21 protein-coding genes and 1 pseudogene are annotated in these 22,951 nt (G+C 64.2%); 12 read left to right on the top strand and 10 right to left on the bottom strand.

Annotated elements, in window-relative coordinates; translation table 11 throughout:
* Positions 1-19 precede the first annotated feature (19 nt).
* Positions 20-1,066 (bottom strand): AraC family transcriptional regulator, encoded by a 1,047-nt coding sequence (locus tag KB879_RS21600; RefSeq protein ID WP_211979744.1) that lies wholly within the window; start codon positions 1,064-1,066, stop codon positions 20-22.
* 173 nt (positions 1,067-1,239) lie between these two features.
* Between KB879_RS21600 and KB879_RS21595 the strand changes: the two genes are divergently transcribed.
* From KB879_RS21595 to KB879_RS21575, 5 genes and pseudogenes are all read left to right on the top strand, one after another.
* Positions 1,240-2,295: a 3-keto-5-aminohexanoate cleavage protein gene (locus KB879_RS21595; RefSeq protein WP_013956808.1), complete on the top strand. Its 1,056-nt coding sequence runs from the start codon at positions 1,240-1,242 to the stop codon at positions 2,293-2,295.
* 70 nt (positions 2,296-2,365) lie between these two features.
* The gene (locus tag KB879_RS21590; protein ID WP_013956807.1) at positions 2,366-2,569 is read left to right on the top strand and encodes a DUF1289 domain-containing protein; all 204 of its coding nucleotides are present in this window, start codon (positions 2,366-2,368) and stop codon (positions 2,567-2,569) included.
* Positions 2,570-2,630: 61 nt separating this feature from the next.
* On the top strand, positions 2,631-3,341 hold the full coding sequence (locus KB879_RS21585; RefSeq protein ID WP_013956806.1) for a DsbA family oxidoreductase: 711 nt from the start codon (positions 2,631-2,633) through the stop codon (positions 3,339-3,341).
* Between the two features lie 123 nt (positions 3,342-3,464).
* Positions 3,465-4,451: a tripartite tricarboxylate transporter substrate binding protein gene (locus KB879_RS21580; RefSeq protein ID WP_013956805.1), complete on the top strand. Its 987-nt coding sequence runs from the start codon at positions 3,465-3,467 to the stop codon at positions 4,449-4,451.
* A 126-nt stretch (positions 4,452-4,577) separates the two neighbouring features.
* A pseudogene (locus KB879_RS21575) lies at positions 4,578-4,787 on the top strand (VOC family protein); the annotation flags it as partial.
* A gap of 88 nt (positions 4,788-4,875) precedes the next feature.
* On the opposite strand, the gene KB879_RS21570 reads toward KB879_RS21575, so the two are convergent.
* The 7 genes from KB879_RS21570 to KB879_RS21540 form a co-directional block, all read right to left on the bottom strand.
* Positions 4,876-6,522: a fatty acid--CoA ligase gene (locus KB879_RS21570; RefSeq protein WP_013956804.1), complete on the bottom strand. Its 1,647-nt coding sequence runs from the start codon at positions 6,520-6,522 to the stop codon at positions 4,876-4,878.
* Between the two features lie 20 nt (positions 6,523-6,542).
* On the bottom strand, positions 6,543-7,391 hold the full coding sequence (locus KB879_RS21565; protein WP_153955797.1) for a TauD/TfdA family dioxygenase: 849 nt from the start codon (positions 7,389-7,391) through the stop codon (positions 6,543-6,545).
* Positions 7,392-7,400: 9 nt separating this feature from the next.
* Positions 7,401-8,381, bottom strand: coding sequence for a quinone oxidoreductase (locus tag KB879_RS21560; RefSeq protein ID WP_035816476.1), 981 nt, complete (start codon positions 8,379-8,381; stop codon positions 7,401-7,403).
* A gap of 964 nt (positions 8,382-9,345) precedes the next feature.
* Positions 9,346-10,341, bottom strand: a complete 996-nt coding sequence (locus KB879_RS21555; RefSeq protein ID WP_153955796.1) for a 2-hydroxyacid dehydrogenase — start codon at positions 10,339-10,341, stop codon at positions 9,346-9,348.
* A gap of 52 nt (positions 10,342-10,393) precedes the next feature.
* Positions 10,394-11,986, bottom strand: coding sequence for an aspartate:alanine exchanger family transporter (locus KB879_RS21550; RefSeq protein WP_153955795.1), 1,593 nt, complete (start codon positions 11,984-11,986; stop codon positions 10,394-10,396).
* A gap of 908 nt (positions 11,987-12,894) precedes the next feature.
* Positions 12,895-13,122 (bottom strand): hypothetical protein, encoded by a 228-nt coding sequence (locus KB879_RS21545; RefSeq protein WP_371827370.1) that lies wholly within the window; start codon positions 13,120-13,122, stop codon positions 12,895-12,897.
* Between the two features lie 292 nt (positions 13,123-13,414).
* A complete protein-coding gene (locus KB879_RS21540) occupies positions 13,415-14,674 on the bottom strand; it encodes a PAS domain-containing protein (RefSeq protein ID WP_211979742.1) in 1,260 nt (419 codons plus the stop codon).
* Positions 14,675-14,978: 304 nt separating this feature from the next.
* Between KB879_RS21540 and KB879_RS21535 the strand changes: the two genes are divergently transcribed.
* Together KB879_RS21535 and KB879_RS21530 are read left to right on the top strand one after the other, a co-directional pair.
* Complete coding sequence (locus tag KB879_RS21535; RefSeq protein ID WP_153955792.1) at positions 14,979-15,839, top strand: DUF692 domain-containing protein; 861 nt, start codon at positions 14,979-14,981, stop codon at positions 15,837-15,839.
* Positions 15,823-16,629 (top strand): DUF2063 domain-containing protein, encoded by an 807-nt coding sequence (locus KB879_RS21530; RefSeq protein WP_153955791.1) that lies wholly within the window; start codon positions 15,823-15,825, stop codon positions 16,627-16,629. The genes KB879_RS21535 and KB879_RS21530 overlap by 17 nt, the downstream gene beginning before the upstream one ends.
* On the opposite strand, the gene KB879_RS21525 is transcribed toward KB879_RS21530, so the two are convergent.
* Both KB879_RS21525 and KB879_RS21520 read right to left on the bottom strand, forming a co-directional pair.
* A complete protein-coding gene (locus tag KB879_RS21525; protein ID WP_153955790.1) occupies positions 16,604-17,656 on the bottom strand; it encodes a cell wall metabolism sensor histidine kinase WalK in 1,053 nt (350 codons plus the stop codon). The genes KB879_RS21530 and KB879_RS21525 overlap by 26 nt on opposite strands.
* A gap of 34 nt (positions 17,657-17,690) precedes the next feature.
* Positions 17,691-18,389: a response regulator transcription factor gene (locus KB879_RS21520; protein ID WP_211979741.1), complete on the bottom strand. Its 699-nt coding sequence runs from the start codon at positions 18,387-18,389 to the stop codon at positions 17,691-17,693.
* 36 nt (positions 18,390-18,425) lie between these two features.
* Between KB879_RS21520 and KB879_RS39465 the strand changes: the two genes are divergently transcribed.
* From KB879_RS39465 to KB879_RS21495, 5 genes are all read left to right on the top strand, one after another.
* The gene (locus KB879_RS39465; protein WP_249221175.1) at positions 18,426-18,989 is read left to right on the top strand and encodes a DUF2282 domain-containing protein; all 564 of its coding nucleotides are present in this window, start codon (positions 18,426-18,428) and stop codon (positions 18,987-18,989) included.
* A gap of 94 nt (positions 18,990-19,083) precedes the next feature.
* Positions 19,084-19,593, top strand: coding sequence for a DoxX family protein (locus KB879_RS21510; RefSeq protein ID WP_211979740.1), 510 nt, complete (start codon positions 19,084-19,086; stop codon positions 19,591-19,593).
* A 42-nt stretch (positions 19,594-19,635) separates the two neighbouring features.
* A complete protein-coding gene (locus tag KB879_RS21505) occupies positions 19,636-21,060 on the top strand; it encodes an NAD(P)/FAD-dependent oxidoreductase (protein WP_153955788.1) in 1,425 nt (474 codons plus the stop codon).
* Positions 21,053-21,835, top strand: coding sequence for a 3-hydroxybutyrate dehydrogenase (locus KB879_RS21500; RefSeq protein WP_305852182.1), 783 nt, complete (start codon positions 21,053-21,055; stop codon positions 21,833-21,835). The genes KB879_RS21505 and KB879_RS21500 overlap by 8 nt, the downstream gene beginning before the upstream one ends.
* 10 nt (positions 21,836-21,845) lie before the next feature.
* Entirely contained in the window at positions 21,846-22,907 is a 1,062-nt protein-coding gene (locus KB879_RS21495) for a patatin-like phospholipase family protein (protein ID WP_249221174.1), read from the top strand.
* Positions 22,908-22,951: the final 44 nt, after the last annotated feature.

Below are 22,951 nucleotides of genomic sequence, written 5' to 3'. Positions count from 1 at the left end.
TGGAAATGCGGATCGATGCCTAGAGCAGTCCTTGCGCCGGCTCCGCGATGTCCGTCACACGCTCCTGCGCCTGCTGCTGCGTGCGCCACTTCGACACGCTGCAGCCGAACTGCCCGCTGAACCAGCGCGAAAACGCACTCAGCGAAGAAAATCCCAGCAGCGTGGCCACTTCCGAAAGCGGCCGCTCCGGGTTTTCGATATAGCCGATCACCAGCCCCGCGCGCGCCTCATTGAGGATCTGCGAATACGTGGTGCCCTCCTGCAACAGGCGCCGGTGTACCGTGCGGCGGTCCACGCCAAGATGCTGCGCCACGCGATCAACCGAGCACATGCCGCCCGGCAGCAGCACGTAGACCAGCTTGCGCACCTTGTCCGCCATGGTGCTGTTTGCCTGCGCGAGCAAGGTGCCGAGATAACGCTGCACCTGCCCCGCCATCACCGGGTCATAGGAAGGCAGCGGGGCGTCCAGGTCCGATGCCACGCAGACGATGCCGTCAAAGTCCTGGTTGAACAACGCCGGCATGCCGAACACGCGCGCCAAGGTAGCCAGGCTGGCGGGCGCGGCATGCGTGAAGCAGATGCTGCGCGGCCGCCAGCTCGGCCCGAGAAACAGGCTGAGCATGCGGTACATCACCCCGACGGCCAGGTCAGTGGCCTGGCGCAGCGTGCCGGGCTGCTCGCTCAGGATCTGCAGCCGGATCATCACCAGGCCTTCGGCCTCTTCCAGGCGCATCGCGAGCGCCTCATTCTGCAGGCCCATGTAAAGCACCATGGACTCCAGCGCCCGGCGCAGCGTGGGCTGCTCGCGCACCACGAAGGCCAGCGGCCCGAGGTTGGAGAACTGGCGCAACTCCGCCATGCGCAGGCCGAAGTCGTCCGCCTGCGAAGCGCGCGCCGACGCATCCAGCAAGCGGCCCACCAGCCCCGCCGGGATGCGGATATCGGGGTCCAGCAGGACGTCGCGGCCGATCCTGGCCGCGCGCAGTTGCTGGTGCGGGTCGAGCCCTACCGCGCGGGCGACTTCCACATAATTGGTGAGGCTGGCGCTGCGAAGGTAGTAGGACATCGTGTTTTCCCTGACTGTCCCGAAATGTAAATCGTTCGTCCCGGATCGTCAAATCGCCGCGTGTCGATACACGATACTTCAGCCACTGAACTTGATACCGCAAACGCGACCGTCAGGTGCCGCCAGGCAGGCGGAAATCCAGGCGGTCCGCCCACAACATACCAGGAGCAACTGTGCAATTCCTCGACGATTCCCTGCACCCCGAAAACCAGGACAAGGTGGTCATCACCGTGGCGCCGTACGGCCCCGAGTGGATGCCCGCGGATTTCCCGGAAGATATTCCGGTGACGATGGAAGATCAAATCCAAAAGGCCGTGGATTGCTACAACGCCGGCGCCACCGTGCTGCACCTACACGTGCGCGAACTGGACGGCAAGGGCTCCAAGCGCCTGTCCAAGTTCAACGAACTGATCGCCGGCGTGCGCGCCGCGGTGCCGGACATGATCATCCAGGTGGGCGGCTCCATCTCCTTCGCGCCGGAAGACGACGGCCAGGCGGCCAAGTGGCTGTCGGACGATACCCGCCACATGCTGGCTGAACTGGACCCGAAGCCGGACCAGGTGACCGTGGCGATCAACACCACGCAGATGAACATCATGGAGCTGCTATACCCCGAATACCTGAAGGGTACCTCGCTGGAGCATCCCGCCTACCAGGCTGCCTACCGCGAAATGACGGTGCCGGCCGGGCCGGGCTGGGTGGAAGAGCACCTGCGCCGCCTGAGCAACGCAGGCATCCAGCCGCACTTCCAGCTCACCGGCATCCATGCCATGGAAACGCTGGAGCGCATGGTGCGCGCAGGCCACTACAAGGGTCCGTTGAACCTGACCTGGATCGGCATCGGCGGCGGCTTTGACGGTCCCAACCCGTTCAACTTCTTCAACTTCGTGCACCGCGCGCCGGACGGTTGCACGCTGACCGCGGAATCGCTGCTGAAGAACGTGCTTCCGTTCAACATGATGGCGATGTCAATGGGCCTGCACCCGCGCTGCGGCATCGAGGACACCATCATCGACCAGCACGGCAACCGCATGACTTCCGTGCAGCAGATCGAGCAGTGCGTGCGCGTGGCCAAGGAACTGGGCCGCGAGATCGCCTCGGGCAAGGAAGCCCGCGAGATCTACCGCATCGGCACCTGGTACGACAGCGCCGACGAAACCCTGGCCGCGCACGGCATGGCGCCGAACCGCAAGGCCGGCCAGAAGAACCTGCCCCTGCGCGCGGCCTGACGCGCGCACCGGTGCGGCAGCGGGCGCAAGCGCCTGCCGCCGCACCGTCGTCCAACTTACCTTGCAAGCCATGAACCCGCCCCTCTCCGTCATCAATCCATGCCTGAACATCTGCCGCATGGACCTCGCTGGCAAGTATTGCCAGGGCTGCGGCAGGACTGCGGTCGAGATCGGCCGCTGGGCGCAGATGACCGACGCAGAGCGCGCCGAGGTCATGGCTTCGCTGCCGGCGCGCCAGTCGTGGCGCAGCCGCGCCCCGGCGCCCACCCCCTGATATTCCACAGCCTGCTGCGGCCTGCGCCGGGCTCGCCGGCTGGCGTCTTGAAGCTGCTGCCATGAACCATCCGTCCACGCTTTCGGTCGAGGCCTATTTCGACCTGATCTGTCCCTGGTGCCTGATCGGCAAGAAGCACCTGGAAAGCGCCATCGCCTTGCTCGGGCGGGAGCGTCCCGACGTCGCCGTGCAGGTGGAATGGCGTTCTTATCCGCTGATTCCGGCCATGCCGCCGGCCGGCCTGCCCTACCGCGACTTCTATGTGGCACGCCTGGGCAGCCCCCAGGCAGTGGCGGCACGCCAGGCACAGGTCTGTGCCGCGGCACAAGATGCCGGCCTCACCCTGGCACTGGATCGCATCGAGACCTTCCCGAACACCCTGCTGGCCCATCGCCTGGTACGCCTTGCCCGGCAACAGGCAGGGGCAGACGCGGCCGCTGCGCTGATCGACGAGCTGTTCACGCGCTACTTCCTGCGCGCCGAGAACATCGGTGATCCGCGCGTGCTGCGACAGGCCGCCGCGACCTGCGGCGTCGCGATTCCGGATCAGGTCCCGGCTCAACCCGATGCGGATGCACACCGTGACCTGGACTGGCTGCCGTCACTCGGCGGCCCGCAAGAACCGGTCTTGCGTGCCGGACTAGGCGTGCCGCACTTTATCTTCGACGGCACCCGCAGCGTGTCTGGCGCGCGGCCTCCCGCCGCGCTGCTGGAAGCCATGCTGCACACGCTGGCGCGCGCGAAGCAGCGCGCCACCCGGGCCACCGCCTGAACACCCTGGCGACGGCGGCATTGCGCCCACGCCTCGATTTTTCTGCAATATCCCGTGTAACTGCCCCCGACAAGAAGGCTGGCATGGGCGTATCCATACCCTAGACTTTCAACGGAGACACAGATGCCTCAACGCCCTGCCCTTTTTCGCCTGCGCCACGCCGCCTTAGCCGCCGTCAGCGCCGTCATGGCCCTGTCCATGCCCTCGGCCATGGCGTGGACCAACAAGCCTGTACGCATGCTGGTGCCGGCCCCTGCCGGCGGCACCATGGACGTGATTGCCCGCCTTCTGGCCGACCAGCTGTCGCAGGATCTCGGCCAGCCGGTCGTGGTCGACAACAAGCCGGGCGCCGGCGGCGGCATCGCCATCAGCGCCATGCTGCAGGCACCGCCTGACGGCCAGACCATCATGGTGACGGCCACCAATGTGCTGACTGAAGTCCCCCACGTGCTCAAGACGCCGTACAACACGATGAAGGATATCCGGCCCGTGGCCGCGGTGGCACGCTCGCGCCTGCTGCTGGTGGGCGCGCCGTCCCTGCCCGCCAAGGACTTCAAGAGCCTAGTGAACTACGTGCATGCCAACCCTGGCAAGCTGAGCTTTGCCTCCTATAGCGCCGGCACCGCATCCCACTATGCCGGCGTGATCATGAACCAGAAGGCCGGGCTCGACCTTGCGCACGTTCCCTTTGCCGGCTCCTCGCCGGCGCTGGCCCAGGTGATGGGCGGCCAGATCGCGCTGATGTACGACGGCATGGTGACCTCGCTGCCGATGATCAAGGCCGGCAAGCTGCAAGCCTATGCAGTGGCTTCAAAGAACCGCTCGCCGCTGCTGCCCCAGGTGCCGACCTTCGCGGAGCTGGGTTATCCGGATGTGGAGTTCAGCAACTGGGTCGGCGTGATTGCCTCGGCGCGCGTGCCCGCAGAGCTGGCGCAGAAGATCCAGGCCGCCACTTACAAGGCGGCGGCAACGCCCAAGGTGCAGGAACGGATGCAGGCATTGAGCTATGAGCCGATGCGCGAGCAGACGCTGTCGGAACTGAACCAGTCCCTGAATGCCGAGTTTGAGCGCAATGCTGCGATCGTAAAGACCTTCAATATCCAGCCCTGACCCCGGCCACACGCCGGCAGCCTGTGCGCCTCCTTCGGGAGGCGCTTTGCTTTTGCCCGTGACGCGAGCGAAAGAACCCACCGTTGCGGGTTCTCTCCCAGCCATCGCGCAAGCTATACCCCTCCCAAGGAAAAGCCGGCGCATATTCACCTGGCGTTCGCGGCCGAGACTCGGCAGCAAGTCGAAGCTTTCTATCGCGCGGCTCTGGAGGCGGGTGGCAAGGACAACGGTGCGCCTGGCCTGCGACCGCACTACCACGCAAACTACTATGCAGCGGTCGTCATTGGTCCGGACGGGCACAACATCGAAGTAGTCTGCCACCAACCCGAGGCCTAGCCCCTCATGTCAAACACCGATCGGCGATAAAGCAAAAAAAAGCGGCAGTCCCCGCCCGAGGACTGCCGCGAATTCCCTTTACTACCCTTCAGGCTGCGTCTTCGCGCAGCTGCTTCTTGTTGATCTTGCCGACACTGGTCTTCGGGATCGCTTCAATGAAGGTGATGCGCTCGGCCTCCGGTACGGCATACTTGCTGATCCGGCGCGAATCCGCGTGCGCCATCAGCTGGTCGCGGATCTGCTCGGCCTTGACTTCGGCGCCCGCCTTGCGCACGACGAAGGCCATCGGCCGCTCGCCCCACTTCGCATCTGGCACGCCGATCACGGCGCATTCCTGCACCCCCGGCACCTCCGTGATCAGGTTCTCCACTTCAATGGAAGACACCCATTCGCCGCCAGTCTTGATGACGTCCTTGATACGGTCGACGATCTGCACGAAGCCGTCCTCGCCCATCACCGCGACATCCTGGGTATGCAGGAAGCCGCCCGACCACAGGTCTTCCGACGCTTGCGGCTTGCCGAAATAGCCCTTGGTCAGGAACGGCGCGCGCAGCACGATCTCGCCGCGGCTCTTGCCGTCGCGCGGCAAGTCCTGCATGTCTTCGCTGACAATGCGGTAGTCCACCAGCGTCACCGGGCGGCCGGTCGAGCAGCGCATGCGGACTTCCTCGGCGCGGTCCCTGGGCGTACAACCCGGCGGAATCTGGGCCAGCGACACGATCGGGCCGGTCTCGGACATGCCGTAGCCGGCAAAGATGTCGATGCCCCGCGCCAGCGCCGCCTCGCACAGCGCGGGCGGCAGCGCCGAGCCGCCGATGATGATCTTCCAACCCGACAGGTCCTGCGCGCTGCCCTGCGCGGACTGCAGCAGCATCTGCAGGATGGTCGGCACGCAGTGCGAGAAGGTGACTTTCTCGGTCTCGCGCAGCTTCAGCAGCGCATCCGGGGCGTAGCGGCCCGGCAGTACGGTACGCAGGCCCAGCATCATGGCAATGTACGGGATGCCCCATGCCAGCACGTGGAACATCGGCGTGATCGGCATATAGACGTCTTCACGATGCATGCGCTGGCCCTCGCGCGGCGAACACAGGCTGGTTGCCGATGCCAGCGTGTGCAGCACGATCTCGCGGTGGCTGTAGCAGACGCCCTTGGGATCGCCGGTGGTGCCGGTGGTGTAGAAGGTCGCGGCCTTGGTGTTCTCGTCGAAGTCCCTGAACTCGAAGTCGGGCGACGCGTCGTCGAGCAGCGCCTCATACTCCCCCGCCAGCGGCAAGGTTAGCGCCGGTGCGTCCTGGCCGTCGGCCATCAGCACGAAGCGCGGGTTGCAGGTCAGCTCGCCGCGGATCTGCTCGAGCACCGGCGCGAAGTCCGCATGGAACAGTACGACGTCCGCGCCGGCGTCGTTCAGCGTGTACAGGATCTGCTGGGGCGACAGCCGCACGTTCACCGTGAACAGCGTCGCGCCCATCATGGGTACGCCGAAGTAGCACTCCAGGTAGCGATGGCTGTCCCAGTCCATCACCGCCACGGTGGTCCCGTGGCCGGCACCGAGCGCGGTGAGCGCCGAGGCCAGCTGGCCGATGCGGCCGCGGAAATCGCGGAAGGTGTAGCGCATCTGGCCGCGGTAGCTGATCTCCTGGTCGCCGTAGAGACTGACCGAGTTGATCAGGAGCTGCTTGACCAGCAGCGGGTAAGCGTAGGCCGACTGTGCGGCCGTAATCAGGTTGTCTTGCATTGCTTGTCCTGCCTTGTCCATCAGTACGGCTTGCTGCCGATAATGCCCGCGCGCTCCATCTTGCGGTGGCAAGGCGGATAGTCCATCACGGCGTAGTGCTGGGTGGCGGTGTTGTCCCAGATCGCCACGCAGTTGGGTTCCCAGCGCCAGCGCACCTGGTATTCGGGGATATACGCCTGGCTGACCAGGTAGCGCAGCAGGTCGCCCGCGCCCGGATTGGCGTCCTGGCCGGAGCGCACCCGCCCAGGCGTGTGGTAGTTGGTGAAATGCGTGGTGAAGGCGTTCACATAGAGGATCTTCTCGCCGGTATCCGGGTGCGTGCGCACCACCGGGTGTTCCGCGTCGGGATACTGGGCCTTCAGCGCCAGGCGCTTCTCGATCGGCATCGCCGCACCAAAAGAGGCCTCGATGCTGTGGCGCGCGCGCAGGTCGGCGATCTGCTCCTTGATGTACGCAGGCAGGCGCTCATAGGCAAGTGCCATATTGGCCCACATAGTGTCGCCGCCAACTGGCGGGCATTCCACGCAGCGCAGCACGGCACCGAACTGCGGGGCTTCGCGCCAGGTGGCATCGGAGTGCCAGGCGTTCTCGTAGCGGTCGTTGGGCTGGTCCGGGGTCTTGTAGATGCGGACCAGGCCCGGGTGCTCGGGATCGCTGCCGGCGACGGGATGGTCTTCCAGCTCGCCAAAGCGCCGGGCAAAGGCGACATGTTCGGCGCGGCTGAACTGCTGGTTGCGCAGGAACAGAACGCGGTGCTCCAGCAGCAAGGCGCGGATCTCGGCAAACAGGCCGTCGTCGCGAATCGCATCGGCTAGGTCGACACCACTCAGTTCGGCGCCAAGCGCGCAGGTAGTTTGTTGGACTTGCATGGCGTTGCCTCAGATGACGAAGATCGAAGAGCCTGTGGTCTTGCGCGACTCCAGGTCTTGGTGTGCCTGCACCGCATCTTCCAGGGCATAGCGCTGGTTGATCTCGATGCGGATACGGCCCGCGCCGACGTGATCGAACAGTTCGCCGGCCAGTTCGGCCTTTTCGGCCGGGTCGGCGATGTAGTCCGCCAGCGCAGGACGTGTCAGGAACAACGAGCCCTTCATTGCCAGCAGCACCGGGTCGAACGGAGGAATCGGGCCCGAGGCGGTGCCTACGCATACCATGGTGCCGCGCCGCTTGAGCGAATCCAGCGACGCCATGAAGGTCGACTTGCCCACGCTGTCGAACACCACCGACACGCCGACGCCATCGGTCAGCGCGCGCACCCGCTCCGCCACGTCTTCATGGCTGTAGTTGATGACATGATCGCAGCCGTGCGCCCGCGCCACCTCGGCCTTGGCTTCGGAGGAAACTGTGCCGATCACGGTCAGGCCCAGCAGCTTGGCCCACTGCGAAACAATCAGACCCACGCCACCGGCCGCGGCGTGCAGCAGGATGCTGTCGCCTGCCTTGAAGGCGTGGATGCGGCGCATCAGGTAAGCCGAGGTCAGCCCGCGCATGGTCATGGCCGCCGCGGTCTCGAAGCTGATCGTCTCAGGCAGGCGGATCAGCGCTGCGGCGGGCACCAGGCGCGAGGTGCTGTACGCGCCCAGGGTATTGATGAAGCCGGTATAGGTCACGCGATCGCCGACGGCAACATTGGTGACGTCCGGGCCGATCGCCTGCACCACGCCAGCCGCTTCCACGCCCATGCCCGAGGGCAGCGGCACGCGGTAAGTCCCGTTGCGGAAATACGTATCTGCATAGTTCAGGCCAACCGCCACGTGGCGGATGCGTACCTGGCCGGGGCCGGGGTCGCCCACTTCAGTGCTTTCATAGCGCAGCACTTCCGGCCCGCCGATCTCGTACATCCGGACAATTTTTTCCACAGCTTTAGTCTCCTGGGTCAAGGGCGGCGCGAGGTGCGCCGCGTATGGAGACCAATGTAGAACCGGGCGCGTGCCGGCGCTTTGCAACAGATTCCATCGACTTTGCATTTCATGCCAAGCGCTACAGAAGCCGTGGCCAGAGGCCGGGTCTTACGCTGCCACGGATCGCCTGATGCGCTTTCCCATGATTTGCGCAGTCGGCCCACCGTGGAACTGGCCGCTGCCTTCGTACACAGAGCCTTTCACCATGCTGCGCAGTTCTACCGTTCCCCCGTCGACCAGCAAGTCGCCGGCAATCATTCCGGAGATAACTGCCCTGCCGCGCACAATGACATTGCCGCCGCCGCACATGCTAGTCATTTCGAGGCTGTGGGTCCTTTTCGACGGTGATCTGCCCCGTGGATGTTTCGCAACCGCAATAGCGCTACAAGATGGCAAGCCGACCCCGGAGTGGCAAGAATATTTCTAGACATCGCCTTACCCCACGCGGCCACTGTCATGCTGAACAGGCCAGCACCGATTCGTGGGATGGAGCAAGCGGCCGCACGCTGCCAGGGCGCCGCTTCGAGCAGCACGTCCTGGTACTGCGACCGTTATCCCCAGCTCGACTTGCTCGTCACCAGCGGCGACCCGGCTGGTCGACCTGCTGGGCGATAGGATCTACCGCGAGGTGCGCGCGGTCATCCGCGCGATTCGTCTCTGGTGGTCAGCGGTTGGCGGATGTGCCGGAGGTGCTGTGTGCCAGTCCCGATTCGCTAGCCGCGCACGGAACGCTGCACGATCCGTGCTGGCCGGCTGGTCGCAGTTGTTGGCGCCGTGGCGGTGGCCAGATTTGCCGGTGGTGCTGTATTCGTTCTCCCGGCATCTGGCGTCTCGAGTGCGCGCGATCGTGGATTGGGCGGCGGGCTTTTCGGGGAGCGGTTTAAGCCATTAGCGGGGCGCGACATGAGGCCGACAGCCGTGTTCAACTGGCGCCGACTTCGTTCGTGAGCGACTTGCCGCTTTCGAACTCCGTCACGCTGCGCAAGGTTGTTTCGCAAATGGTCGTCACGGCCTCGCGCGTGAGGAAGGCTTGGTGCCCGGTCACGATCACGTTAGGAAAGGTGATTAGCTGCTGCAGCACGGAGTCGTCGACGATGGTGCCGGACAGGTCGCGGAAGAACAGGTCCGCCTCCTGCTCGTACACGTCGATCGCCAGCCCGCCGAGTTGCCCGCTCCTGAGCGCTTCGATGACTGCTTCCGTGTCGATCAGCCCGCCGCGGCTAGTGTTGATGAGCAAGGCTCCCGGCTTGGCGCGCGACAGCGTTTCGGCGTTGATGATGTGATAGGTCTCGGGCGTGAGCGGGCAGTGCAGCGAGATGCAGTCCGCGCTTGCGCCGATTTCTCCCTCGTACGCGTAGCGTCCACCAAGGGCCTCGAATTCCGGGGACGGGTACTTGTCGTAGCCGATCACGTTGCAACCGAACCCAACCATGATTTTCGCAAACACGCGCCCGATCTTGCCGGTGCCGATCACGGCCACGGTCTTGCCGCACAGGTCGAAGCCCATCAGGCCTTCAAGCGAGAAATTGAAGTCCCGCGTGCGGTTGTAGGCTCGGTGGATCTTGCGGTTGACCGCCATCAGCAGGGCCGCCGCGTGCTCGGCGACCGCGTTGGGCGAGTAGTCGACAACGCGCACTACCTTGATCCCGAGCGCCTGCGCGGCTTTCAGGTCGACGTTGTTGAACCCCGTGCAGCGCAGCGCGACCAGCTTGGTGCCGCCGCGTCCGAGCGCTTCCAGCACGGTCGCATCGGCCCGGTCATTGACGAAGATGCACACTGCGCCGTGGCCCGCGGCGAGGCCCACCGTCTCACTGTCCAAGGGAACTTCGAAGTACTTGAGCTGATGGCCTTCGGCCGCATTCGCGGCATCGAGATGTTGACGATCGTAGGACTTTGCGCTGAAAACGGCGATTTCCATGATGTGTCTCCGCGGCGAATCGCATGGCGCGCTTCGCCCAGGTTGCCCTGCACTATCCGCCAGCCAGTGTGGCGGCGACCTGTACGAACAGGATTTTCACGATGGTCATTGACGGGAAGATCATCGAGTAGCCGAGGTCGGGCCGGTCGGTGGGCGCGACGCGGTTGGCAAAGGCAAGGATGGCGGGATTGCCGGTCGCGCCGCAGATCACGCCCACCGCCAGGTCGAACGGCAGCCTGAAGACCCAGAGGCAGAAGATCGCAGTAATCAGCAGCAGCGCAAGCAGAATCACCACGCCATAGATCAGGAAGGACACCCCGGTCACGCCGATGGTGGCGAAGAACTTCGGCCCGGATGCAATGCCTACCTGTGCGAGGAAGATGGTCAGCCCGAAGTTGCGCAGGACCAGGTTGGCCGACAGCGGCATGGCCCAGACGAACGGCCCGAGACGGCGCACCCGGCCGAGCACGAGCGCAACCAGCAGCAGCGCGGCGAGCCCCAGCGCCAGCGTGCCGACGCCGGGAATCGGCACCGGGATCAGCCCCACCAGCAGCCCGAGGGCCGCGCCGATGCCGATCGAGATAAAGCTCAGTTCGGCGGTGCCCTTGATGGAGTCGCCAAACAGCGCGCGAATCGGCTTCATGTGGGCGCGATTGACCAGCAGGCCGACGCGGTCACCGAACTCGAGGGTGAGGTCATCGCGGGGCATCAGGTCCGCATCGCCGCGCCGCACATGGGCGATCGAGCAGACCATGCCTTCGGGAAAACGGATATCGCGCAGCGTGTGCCCGACCACGAGCCGGCTTGAGGCGAACACGCGCATATAGTCCAGGTCTTCGCGATGGCTCGTCATGCGGCCCGGCTGCAGTTCCCCGCACAGCGAGGTGGCTTCACGCAGCACGGCCGGGTCGGTGGCGGTCGCGAGCAGCACGTCGTTGGCCTGCAGGACTAGGTCGTCGGCGGACGGGTGGTTGTGGTGGGCGCGACGCACGGCGGCAATCGCCACCCCGTCCGGTAGGCGCGCTACCACCTCCGACAGCCGCACGCCGATAAACGCCGGGTTTGTCAGCGCAATCTCGGCGGTCTCAATCAGCTTTGGTGGCGGCCGCACGATATTCGGCTTGAGCAGCGCGGTGAGGGCATACAGAAACAGGATCGGCCCTGCCACGCCGACCGGGTACGCGACGCTGTAGCCCACCGCGGCGCCGTCGCTCTTCATCGCCGCCATCGCGGCCTGCAGGCTTGCCGTACTGGTGCCCGCGCCGGCGAACATGCCTAGCGACTCGTCGAGCTTTACGCCGACCAGCGGCACCAACGCAACCGCGACCAGTCCGGAGCCAACCACGCCAAGGACCGCAGCGGCGTTGGCCTTGATGCCATCTGGGCTGGTCAGACCCTTAAAAAACTGCTCCCCGTACTGGATCCCAATGCCATAGAGAAAGAGCAGCAGCCCTAGGGTGCCAAGGATGGCAGGCGGCGCGGACTTCGGCGCGAACCCGCCGATCGCCAGCCCCACGAACAGCACCGCGCCCGAACCGAGCGACACGCCCTTGATATTGATCTCGCCGATGACATAGCCAAGTGCAACCGTGAGGAACAGCGTGAGCAGCGGCTGGGTTTCGAGCAATGTCCGGACTGCATCCATGGCAGCTCCTTTCTGATGGGCAGGAGCAAGGCGGCAGCGATAAGCAACTGCGCAGGGTCACGCGCGCACTGCGCGGACGGGGTTGACAGCCCTTGTTCCGGGCATGCGTTATCGAGTGCGGCTTGTATGAACCCGATCATCGTGACAGGCACCGGCCGGCACGGCCGGCAACCACCGGAATGCCCCTCGAAAATATACGATGCGCCGCACGAATTCAAGAATTGAAGCGGCGCGGCAGCGGGGCTACCAAACTTCCCAACTCTGCCAAACCTGCAATCGGCCCTCCGTCAGCCTGCGGCGGGACGCGCGAGCGGGTCGCTTCGGGCACCGCCGGGCTGACCGGCAGCATCATCCCGATCCGCATCGCGTGGGGTCCCACCTGGGCGAACAAGCGGCCGCCGTGCTGGTGGCGGTGTGGGCTGGAAGCCCGTGGCTTTGATGGTGCCGGAGACCCTTTTCCTGGCGGTGCTGTTCTATGGAATGTTGGTCTGGATGCGTTCCTAGGCTCGATTGGTTAGCGCGCGGTTGGCCGCAGCATGTGGGCGAAAGCGAGGCCGGCGCTGCCGTAAGGCGGAGACAGGGCTTGGCAGAAGATTTGTGTTTAGAGGTGCCAACCGCCTGGTTGACCGCTTCTACCGTGCCGACGGGGCGCGCAGCGACAGCCCGGCAGAGCCTCGGGCTTGGGCTGGCCATCGTCAAGGGCGTCGTCTGCTCACGGCCTCGACAGGCATCAACAGCAACACACTGGCCATGTGCGCGACGGCGTCGTCAAACGCGCCTTCCTGTACCCGATGCACCGTGGCCTTCAAAATGGAACACCCCCGCAAAGGGATCCTTCGGGGGGCTCGCAAATGGTCGCAAAGAGGGCGCGCCCATCACTTGGGGTACTTCTTCAAGTCAGTCGGCAATTACCTTTGTGAGCTCTCTTCGATGTACCCATCGCGGTTGGTGATTCTCGCGCCATCCATAAACACATCCCGCCTTTCGGTAATAGCTCTACCAGCATCGGTATAGGGGTCTCGCGGCCCCATCACAGCGCCATCGGTATAAATATCCCGCATCCCGATGGCAGCATTGGCGACACCGGCACTGAGCGCGGCACCGGCCGCAACGAGCAATACGACTTTCTTGAGCATTTCCATCTCCTTGTCACGCGCCTCGACATGGTCATGACGGGGCCATCACGGGTTTCGTCTCGGACAGACTGACGCGCTGTCCTTGGTCCGTAGTGTGTGCAACAGAACTCACGCTTCCATCCGCCAAAGTTCAAATTTTCGTCACGGCGCACCATCGCGCCGGCAAGAGTCGACCGGTGATGCCTTTGGTGGCTTGGTCGCGCTCAGCCCCATGCGGGCAAGAACGCCGTATCGGGCGGAGATGTTAAGTAGCTGCGTGCCGGCGCTGTGTATCACGCCGCTGGTCACGGCACTACCCGGCGCCGGACGCTGCCTGCGCTCGCGTCAGGTGTTCGAGAACGGCCTTACGCTCGATCTCGGCGGCGGCGCGCGCGGTAAAGATGCGGTACACGTAATCCATCAAGACTTCTTCCTCTTTCATCTTTCGAATATTGAGGAAGGCCATATGCCCGATCACCTTGCCCCGGCTGTCTTGGATCGGCAAGCCGTAATAGCATTCAAAGCCCTGCTCCCGCGGAAACAGATTGCCAATCCCTTCCGGATAGAACACCGGCGCGCCGTGCTCGAAAACGGCTTCGCAAGGCGTACCGGCCAGGTCATATTCGACGTTGTCGCGAAAGTCGTCCTTGAACCAGAAGGCCAGCGTGTGGACCCGCCGTGGTGGCCACCCCGTACATTCAGTGACGAAGGCGCAGGGGACGTCCAGCGCGGCGGCGAAGTGGCGCACCAGGGCGCGAAAGAATTCGTCGCCACACGTGCCGGCGGTGCCTTCGACGATGTGCCTGAGAATGTCCTCGACGCGCTTGATCCGGGTCACATCGGTATCCAGGCCGACCAGCCGCAATGCCTTGCCGTTGGCATGGCGAATGGCGCTGCCCAGGGAATTGACCCACCGATACTGTCCGTCTTTGTGCAGTAATCGGCACTGTTGTTGATAACGCGGGCTGGCCCCTTCGATATGCCGTGCCAACGCTTGCTCGACGGCCAGCAAATCGGCGGGATGCACCCGTTCCTTCCAGGCCTGCAGGCTGTCCGGGATTTCGTTTTCTTCAAAGCCGAGCATGGCCTTCCAGCGTTGCGACAGGTGGAATTGGTTGGTCTGGAAATTCCATTCCCACAGGCCGTCATCGGCGCTGCGCATGGCCAAGGCATAGCGCTCTTCGCTGGAACGCAGCGCGATTTCCTGCTGTTGGCGCTGTTCCACCGACAACGCCAGCGCGCTTTGCGAGGACTCTGCGCGGGCACGCAGGTCCATGACGAGCTGGCGAATCTGATGAAATTCATTGGGTGTGCCGCGGCCGATGCCATCATCGCGTGTGGCCTCGGACGCGGCACAGTTGCGCAGCAGCGCGCCGAGCGGACGTCCCAAGTAGACGTGAATGGCAAGTGCGAGGACGCCGAGCAGCAGCGCCAGCCCGATTGCCGCAACCAGTGCGATGCCAGTGCGTGTGCCGGGTGGGCCGGCGCCAGGCACCCAGCCAAGCAAGAGGTAGCCAATCAGCACTACGCTGATCAACGCCGGCGGCAGCAGCAGCTTTCCTCTCAGGCGCATCTTGATATCCTTTCCGGTTCCGCCCCCGTCCGTGCAGACTCGTATCCCAACAAAATGGCCTTTGCCTTACACCTTGCCCAGCCACTGTCGAGGAATGCCGCGTCTGTGCCACCCACGCGTGACATGCCGGCGCGAGCCCTTCCTAACATAGCCCACGATCCCGCCACCAACCAGTGCCGCGGAAACACGCCCTCGCCTGCCCATTGGCGCTAATCGACGGATTTAATTGAACGCCGCGTGAGAGTTTCGTGATCTTTGTCGGCCAGAGTGACACTGAGTGAAATCGCCACCGACAGGACCTCCGATGCCAACCACCAGCCTCCACCCGAATCTGGGAGCCCCCGTCCCGTCCGGCGCCGGGATCGGCTTGCGCGCGCCACACTATCGGCAGGTCCTGACGGAAACACCGCCCACAGGATGGTTCGAAGTCCATAGTGAAAACTACTTCGGTGATGGCGGTCAGCCCCTTCACTACCTCGCGCAGGTACGGGCTACCTACCCGCTGAGCCTGCACGGGGTCGGCCTGTGCCTGGGCGCTACGGACCGGCCGGATCGCGCACACCTGCAGCGTCTGGCTGCACTGATCCGGCGCTTCCAGCCAGGGCTGGTATCCGAACACCTGAGTTGGGGCCGCATCGGAGGCCGCTACCTTAACGACCTGCTGCCCCTGCCCTACACCGAGGAGTCGCTCGCCATCGTGTGCGGGCACGTGGCGGAAGTACAAGACTACCTGCAACAGCAGTTGCTGGTGGAGAACATCACCAGCTATCTCCGGTTCACCCACTCGACGATTCCCGAGCCTGAATTCATCGCGGCGCTGGTGGCGCGAACCGGTTGTGGCATCCTCCTTGACGTCAACAACATCTACGTCAACGCGGTCAACCACGGCACCGATGCATCGGGCTATATCGATGCGATTCCCGTGGGCGCCGTGAACGAGATCCACCTGGCCGGCTTTGACCACAGCGGCGGCATGCTGATCGACACCCATGGCCAGCGTGTGGCGGAGCCGGTATGGAGCCTCTATCGGCATGCGCTCGCCCGCTTTGGCCCGGTTCCCACCCTGATCGAGTGGGATACCGACATTCCCCCGCTCGAGGTACTGCTCGAAGAAGCCCGCAGGGCCGACCAGATGCTGGAGACCGACGATGCCTTCATTGCATGAAATCCAGGGTTGCTTTGCCCGGGCGGTGCTCGAGCAGGACACGGCTGCACTGTCCGACCACATCGTTGGCGGCGCCATTGACGGGCAGCGGTGCCTCGGCATCTATGCCAGCAACGTGCGCCACAACTTGTGCGAGGCCCTGCGCGCCGTATTCCCCGTGATCGAGCGCCTGGTGGGCGAATCTTTCTTCGATGCCACGGCGGCCCGGTATATCCGGGCCTGCCCATCTACCAGTGGCGACATCCAGCGCTTCGGCAAGAGCTTTCCCAACTTCCTCGCGCAATTCGGGCCGGCGGCGGGCTTGCGCTACCTGCCCGATGTGGCGAGGCTCGAATGGCTCATGCATGAGGTGTTCCACGCGGCAGATGCCGAGCCGCTCGCGCTCAACCGCCTGGGCGCGCTCGCCGAGGCCGATGCCGCAGTCCTGCGCCTGACGCTGAACCCAGCCTGCCGCTTGCTCGCGTCGCCGTTTCCTGTACTGCATATCTGGCGGGCCAACCAGCCGGATACAGCCGACGATACCGAGATCGACGTCGACATCGGCGGCGACTGGCTGCTGGTCAGGCGCAGCGGCTTTGTGGTTGAAGTGCAGTCCCTGTCGGTCGGCGAATACACCATGCTCGAGGCACTGGATGGCGGTGCCGCGCTCGAGCCGGCATATCAACAGGCGCTGCAGGCTGCGCACGGCTTCGCGCTGGCCGACTTTATCCAGCGACGCATCCTGGACGCGACCATCATTGACTTCGACGCGTGCGCCGCCTGCCTTATCCCCGCGCCAGGTCGATCGTAAAGGCGGTGCCCTTGCCGAGCGCGCTGCGCACACGGATCTCGCCGCCGTGCAACTGGACTATGCGCCGGCTGATGGCCAGCCCGAGACCGACGTTGCTGCCATTGTCAGACTCCGTCCGCTCCACCCGGTAATAGCGGTCGAACACACCCTGTACCTGGCTCGCGTCTATGCCCTGGCCGGTATCGCGCACGGTCAGTTCGACGCGCTCCCCGGCGGCCTGGACATCGACGCTGATTTCTCCGCCAGCAGGCGTATAGCGCATGGCGTTCTCGATCAGGTTTTCCAGCACCCGCTCGATCATGCCGATATCGGCATTCACTGGCGGGCACCCGGGACCCGATGTCGCCAGCAGGGCCAGTCCGCGCTTGTTTGCCGCCAGAGCAAACTTCTGGACCACGTCCTGCGCCAGTTCCGACAACGGGAAGCTCTCCAGGCGCGGCTGAACCTCCCGCGCTTCCAGCTTGGTCAGGTCAAATAGGTCCTGCACCAGCTTGCCAAGCCGCTCGCAATGCCTGGTGGCCACCTGCAGGTAGCGATTGCGGTCTTCGGGCGTCAGCTCTTCGGCCTTCAGCAGCAGCATTTCCAGGTAACCCTGCATTGATGCGAGCGGCGTACGCAGATCGTGGGAGACATTGGCAAGCAACTCGCGCCGTTGCTGGTCCACCTGTGACAGCTGGGCGAACTGCGTGACGATACGCTCGGACATTTCCTCGAAGGCCGTGCTGAGCTTCTGGATCTCGTCGTCCGCACGGCCGTCTTGCGCCAGTCGCACCGGCGTGGAGAAACCGCCCACCCGGAATGTCTCGATGGCTTCCGACAGCACGCGTAGCCGCACCGTCAACAGCCGAAACACGATCAGCGCCGCCACCAGGCTGAAGGCCACCGTACCGATGATGAGGTCGGTCGCCAGTTCGATCAGGCGCTGCGTCTCGATCATCTTCTGAGAGGCGAGGATCATCAGCGCACCGATGGTAATGAACACCGCCATCAGCACCACCGCCAGTCTCCCGTACAGGGTTTGGAACATGTAGCCCCCTTCCCCCTTCTTTTCTCTTCCCCCGCTACGCGTTGCTGAACTTGTAGCCCACGCCCCATACGGTCTGGATGTACTCTGGCTCGTTGGGGTCGAGCTCGATTTTGGCGCGCAGTCGGTTGATGTGCGAACTTACGGTGTGCTCGTAGCCACTATGGCTATAGCCCCAGACCTGATCCAGCAATTGGGCGCGGCTGAAGACGCGCCCCGGATTGCTGGCAAAGTAGAGGAGCAGCTGGAATTCCTTGGCGGTAAGGCAGATAGGTGCGCCGCGCACGCTCACTTCACGCTTGTCGATATCGATGTGCAGGGCCTTGACCTGCACTGCCCTGGGGCCACCCGATGGCGGGTTGGCCAGGGTGTCGATCAGCCGGAAGATCGCCTTGACCCGCGCGGTCAGCTCCAGGACGCTGAAGGGCTTGGTCAGGTAGTCGTCGGCGCCCATCTCCAGTCCCAGCACCCGGTCCAGTTCAGTAGAGCGTGCCGTGAGCATGAGGATGGGGGTATAGCGCGGTTCTGCACGCAGACGCCGGCAGATTTCCAGCCCGTCGGCACCCGGCAGCATCAGGTCCAGGATGACCAGGTCATAGGGACGGCTCAGTGCCTCTTCCAGTCCCGCCCTGCCATGGTTGATCACTTTCACGTCGCAAGACAGGCCGCTCACCTGCAGCCGTACCAGTTCGGCGATATCTGCGTCGTCCTCGATCACCAGAACCTGGCGCGACATGGCTTTACCTCATCTTGAAACCTGCGGGATATCGGCATGACCGTCCTTGCCGCCCGGTTTGCGGCGTGGGAGCCACTGAACCATTCTAGAACGCATTTCGTGGATGGAAAGCCCTCCGCCGGCGTGGCCATGGCTGCGGCCTGTCACCACCCACGCCGTCGTGAAGAAAACTTGAAATTTGAGCGAAACAAGCGTGAGCTCGCCTTTCCATACTGCAGTCCAGAGACAGGTATCCCTCCTGTCCTGAACCCAACCGAATACGGAGTGTGCATCATGAACAGCGATCAAATCATCCGCGGCGCAATTGCAGGCATGCTGGCACTTGGCATTGCCGGCGCCACCTCCCAGGCCATGGCAGCGGCAGGCAGCAATGAAAAATGCGCGGGCATTGCCAAGGCTGGCAAGAACGACTGCGGCACCAGCAAGAGTTCCTGCGCCGCCACGGCCAAAATGGACCGCGACGCGGAAGCCTGGATCCTGGTTCCCACGGGCACTTGCGAAAAGATTTCAGGAGGCCGCTTGCAGACGTCCGAGTTCGCCAAGCCAGGTGGCAAGAGCGGCGAGCTCAGCCCGGCCGCCAAGGCGGCCCACCCGGCCTGAGCGGCACCCCAGCCCGCAGCGGAACGCCGTGACACGTGGGTCACGGCTGCCCGGACGCGCCCCAAATTCCTGACCGCTTCGTGAGGTAGCCCAAATGAAATGCACCACCCCCTTGTCGTCCGCGCCACTGCATGTTGCCGGCGCAAAGACTTCGCGCGTCATCGCAGCCGGGCAGGCGGCGATCCGTCTACTGGAAATGCTCACTCCCGTGCTCGATCTCGGCATACGGGTACTGATCGGCCTGGTGTTCTTCCAGTCCGGGCTGACCAAGCTCGCCAGCTGGTCAACCACGCTTGCGTTGTTTGAAAGCGAGTACGCCGTACCACTGCTGAGCCCGACCCTGGCCGCCTATCTTGGCACTGCCGCGGAGCTGTGCCTGCCGGTGCTGCTCGTGCTCGGCCTCGGTACGCGGGCGGCCGCGCTTGCCTTGTTCGTCTTCAACATGGTCGCGGTGATCTCGTATCCGGGATTGGGCGAAGTTGGCCTGAAAGACCACCAGTACTGGGGGCTCCTGCTGCTGGTCACGATGCTGCACGGCCCCGGCCGCCTGTCGCTGGACCACCTGATCGACCGCTTCCTGCTGCGCGGCAAGGGCAGCCATTAGCTCGAAAGCCCCAGGCGCCGCGCCAGGGCGAAAGGAACCGTCATGCTTGCAGAGAACAACATCGTCATCATCGGTGGTGGATTCGCCGGCACCACGCTGGCCCAGACGCTGGAGAAGCTACTGCCGATGACTCACCGGCTGATCCTCGTCAGCGACGAAAGCTACACCACCTTCAACCCGATGCTGGCCGAGGTGGTGGGTGCCTCGGTCTTCCCTGAACACGTGATCGTGCCGATCCGCCAGATGCTCAGGCGGACCCAGTTCATCATGGGCACTGTGCAGGACGTCAACTACGCACAGGGCAAGCTGTCCTGCACGACCCTGGCGGGCCTGCGCGAAATTCCCTTCGACCATCTGGTGTTTGCCTTCGGCACCCGTGCGAATCTCGACCTGGTGCCAGGCATGGCCGAGCACGCCCTGCCCCTGAAGCTTGTGGGTGACGCCCTGTTTATCCGCAACCGCGTCCTGCGCCAGCTGGCCCGCATGGAACTGGAGTCGGACCTCGTCCTGCGCCGGCGGCTGGGACATTTCATCGTGGTGGGCGGGGGCTTCTCGGGTGTGGAGGTTGCCGGTGAACTCGCCGATTATCTTTGCAGCATCCGGCGCTTCTACCCGCGCGTGAAGCGCGAAGAGCTGGCGGTGACGCTGCTCCATGACACCGGACAACTGCTTCCCGAGCTGCCCGCCTCGCTTGGCTTGGCCGCGGCACGCCATATGACCGCTCGCGGCATCCGACTCAGGCTCGGTACCCGGGCCGCCCGCTTCGAAGCCGACACGGTGGTGCTGGCTGACGGCGAAACGATCGAGGGGGCAACGGTGATCTGCACCGTCGGCATCAGGCCAAACCCGCTGGTCACCACCCTGGAGCGCAATCTCGCGCTGGCCACCCTGCGCGGACGCATCGAGACCAACCCGGATATGTCAGTGCGCGGCATGCCCGGACTGTGGGCCATCGGCGATTGCGCGCGGGTTGCCAACGCTGCCACCGACGAGGATTCGCTGCCAACCGCGCAGTTCGCCGTGGCCCAGGCGCGCCAGCTTGCCCACAACCTCGCCGGCCACCTCGAACAGCGTGAGAGCAAGCCGTTCTCGTACCAGAGCAAGGGCGCGATGGCCAGCATCGGGCATATGAAGGGCGTTGCCCAGGTCTATGGCTTCAGCTTCTCAGGGTTGCCGGCCTGGCTGGCCTGGCGTGCGGTGTACCTGATGCGCATGCCGACGCTCGGCCGCAAGCTGCGCCTTTGGGCCGAGTGGAGCTGGTCCATGTTTTTCCCGACCGACATCACTCACCTGCGCTTTACACGCACCAGCGAGGCAGACGAGTTGCCACGCGAGACACTGCCACCGCACCGCCCACACGCGCCGGATGCGTCGGCCACCCCCATCGCAGCACCTGACCTTTCGGGGATACCACGGGCGCTCCACGCGACTCCCGCACCCACGCTGACAGGAGATCATCATGCTTGAAGGAAAATCCGCCATCGTCACCGGATCCAGCAGCGGTATCGGGCTCGGCATTGCGCGCGCCTTCGCCGCCCATGGCGCCGACGTCCTGCTGAACGGCTTCGGCGATGCCGACAATATTGAAGCCACGCGTGCGGGACTGGAGCGCGAACATGGCGTGCGCGTGCGCTATTCGCCGGCGGATATGAGCCAGCCTCGCCAGGTTCGAGAAATGGCCGAATTCGCTGCATCTGAGTTCGGCAAGGTTGACGTCATCGTGAACAACGCGGGCGTCCAGCATGTGGCCCCGACCGAAGAGATGCCGGACGACAGGTGGGATGCTATCGTTGCCATCAACCTGTCCTCGGCGTTCCACCTGATCAAGGCCGTCCTGCCCGGCATGAAGGCCAGGCGCTGGGGCCGCATCATCAATATCGCCTCCGCCCACGGCCTGGTGGCCTCGCCGTTCAAGGCGCCGTATGTTGCCGCCAAGCACGGGCTGATCGGGCTGTCCAAGGCTGTGGCGCTGGAGACGGCCGAGTATGGGGTTACCAGCAATACGATCTGCCCCGGCTATGTCAAGACGCCGCTGGTGGAACAGCAGATTGCCGACCAGGCGCGCGCGCACCGGATCTCGGCCGCCGACGTCGTGCGCGATGTCATGCTGGTGCACCAGGCGCGCAAGGAGTTCGTGCGGATTGATGAACTCGCCGCCCTGGCCGTGTTTCTGGCCTCGGACAATTCAGCCTCGATGACCGCCACCGCACTCGCAATGGATGGTGGCTGGACTCAGCACTGAGGAACAAGACATGTCGACCGATCCTGGAATGCAAGATCCCGGCGAAGCTGGCCAAGCCGTAAAGCCGGTCACGCTGGCGCTGCAAGGCGGGGGAGCCCATGGTGCCTTTGCCTGGGGCGTTCTGGACCGTCTGCTCGAAGACGGCCGGCTTGCGATCGAGGGCGTCAGCGCCACCAGCGCCGGCGCGATGAACGCCGCAGTGCTCGCGTACGGCCTGCTTCAGGGTGGGCCGCCACGCGCCCGCACCGCCCTGCACGACTTCTGGCGGGACGTTGCCAGCACCGCGCGCGCCAGCAGCCCGTTCCGCAAACTGCCATGGGAAAACTTGCTGCACAACGGTTACGGGCTCGACTATTCGCCGATGTACCTGCTGACGGACATCATGCTGCGGGTGCTGTCGCCCTACCAGTTCAACCCGCTCAACTTCAACCCGCTGCGCGACGTCCTCGCCCGCCATGTCGACTTTGACGCGCTTAACCAGCACTGCCCGATCCACCTTTATCTGTGCGCGACCAATGTCGAGACCGGAAAAGTACGCGTGTTCTCGCGCGAAGACATCTGCCTGAAGGCGGTGCTGGCTTCAGCCTGCCTGCCGTTCCTGTTTCGGGCGGTGGAAATCGACGGGGAACACTACTGGGATGGCGGCTATGTCGGTAACCCCGCCATCTTCCCGCTGATCTACAACTGTGGTGCACGGGATGTGGTGATCGTCCATATCAATCCCATCGTGCGCAAGGGCGTGCCGAAGACCGCCGCGGAGATCCTCAATCGGATCAACGAGGTCAGCTTCAACTCCTCGTTGATCCGCGAACTGCGCGCGATCAGCTTCGTCACCAAGCTCATCCAGGATGGCAAGGTCAAACACGGGGAAATGAAGGAAATGCTGATCCACTCGATCCGCTCGGACCAGACCATGATGGCGCTCGGCGTCTCCAGCAAGCTCAACGCCGACTGGGACTTTCTTTGCTACCTGCGCGATCAGGGCAGGGACGAAGCCGGGCGCTGGTTGCAGCAGAACTACACCGCAATCGGTGAACGGTGCAGCGTAGACCTGGACCAGGAATTTCTCTGAACCAACGCAGCGCACACGCGGCCGTCAGCGCGGATTCCTCAAGG

Source organism: Cupriavidus sp. KK10 (assembly GCF_018223725.1).
GTDB lineage: Bacteria > Pseudomonadota > Gammaproteobacteria > Burkholderiales > Burkholderiaceae > Cupriavidus > Cupriavidus necator.
Note: the sequence above shows the minus strand (reverse complement) of the source record. Positions and strands in the feature narration are given on the sequence as shown.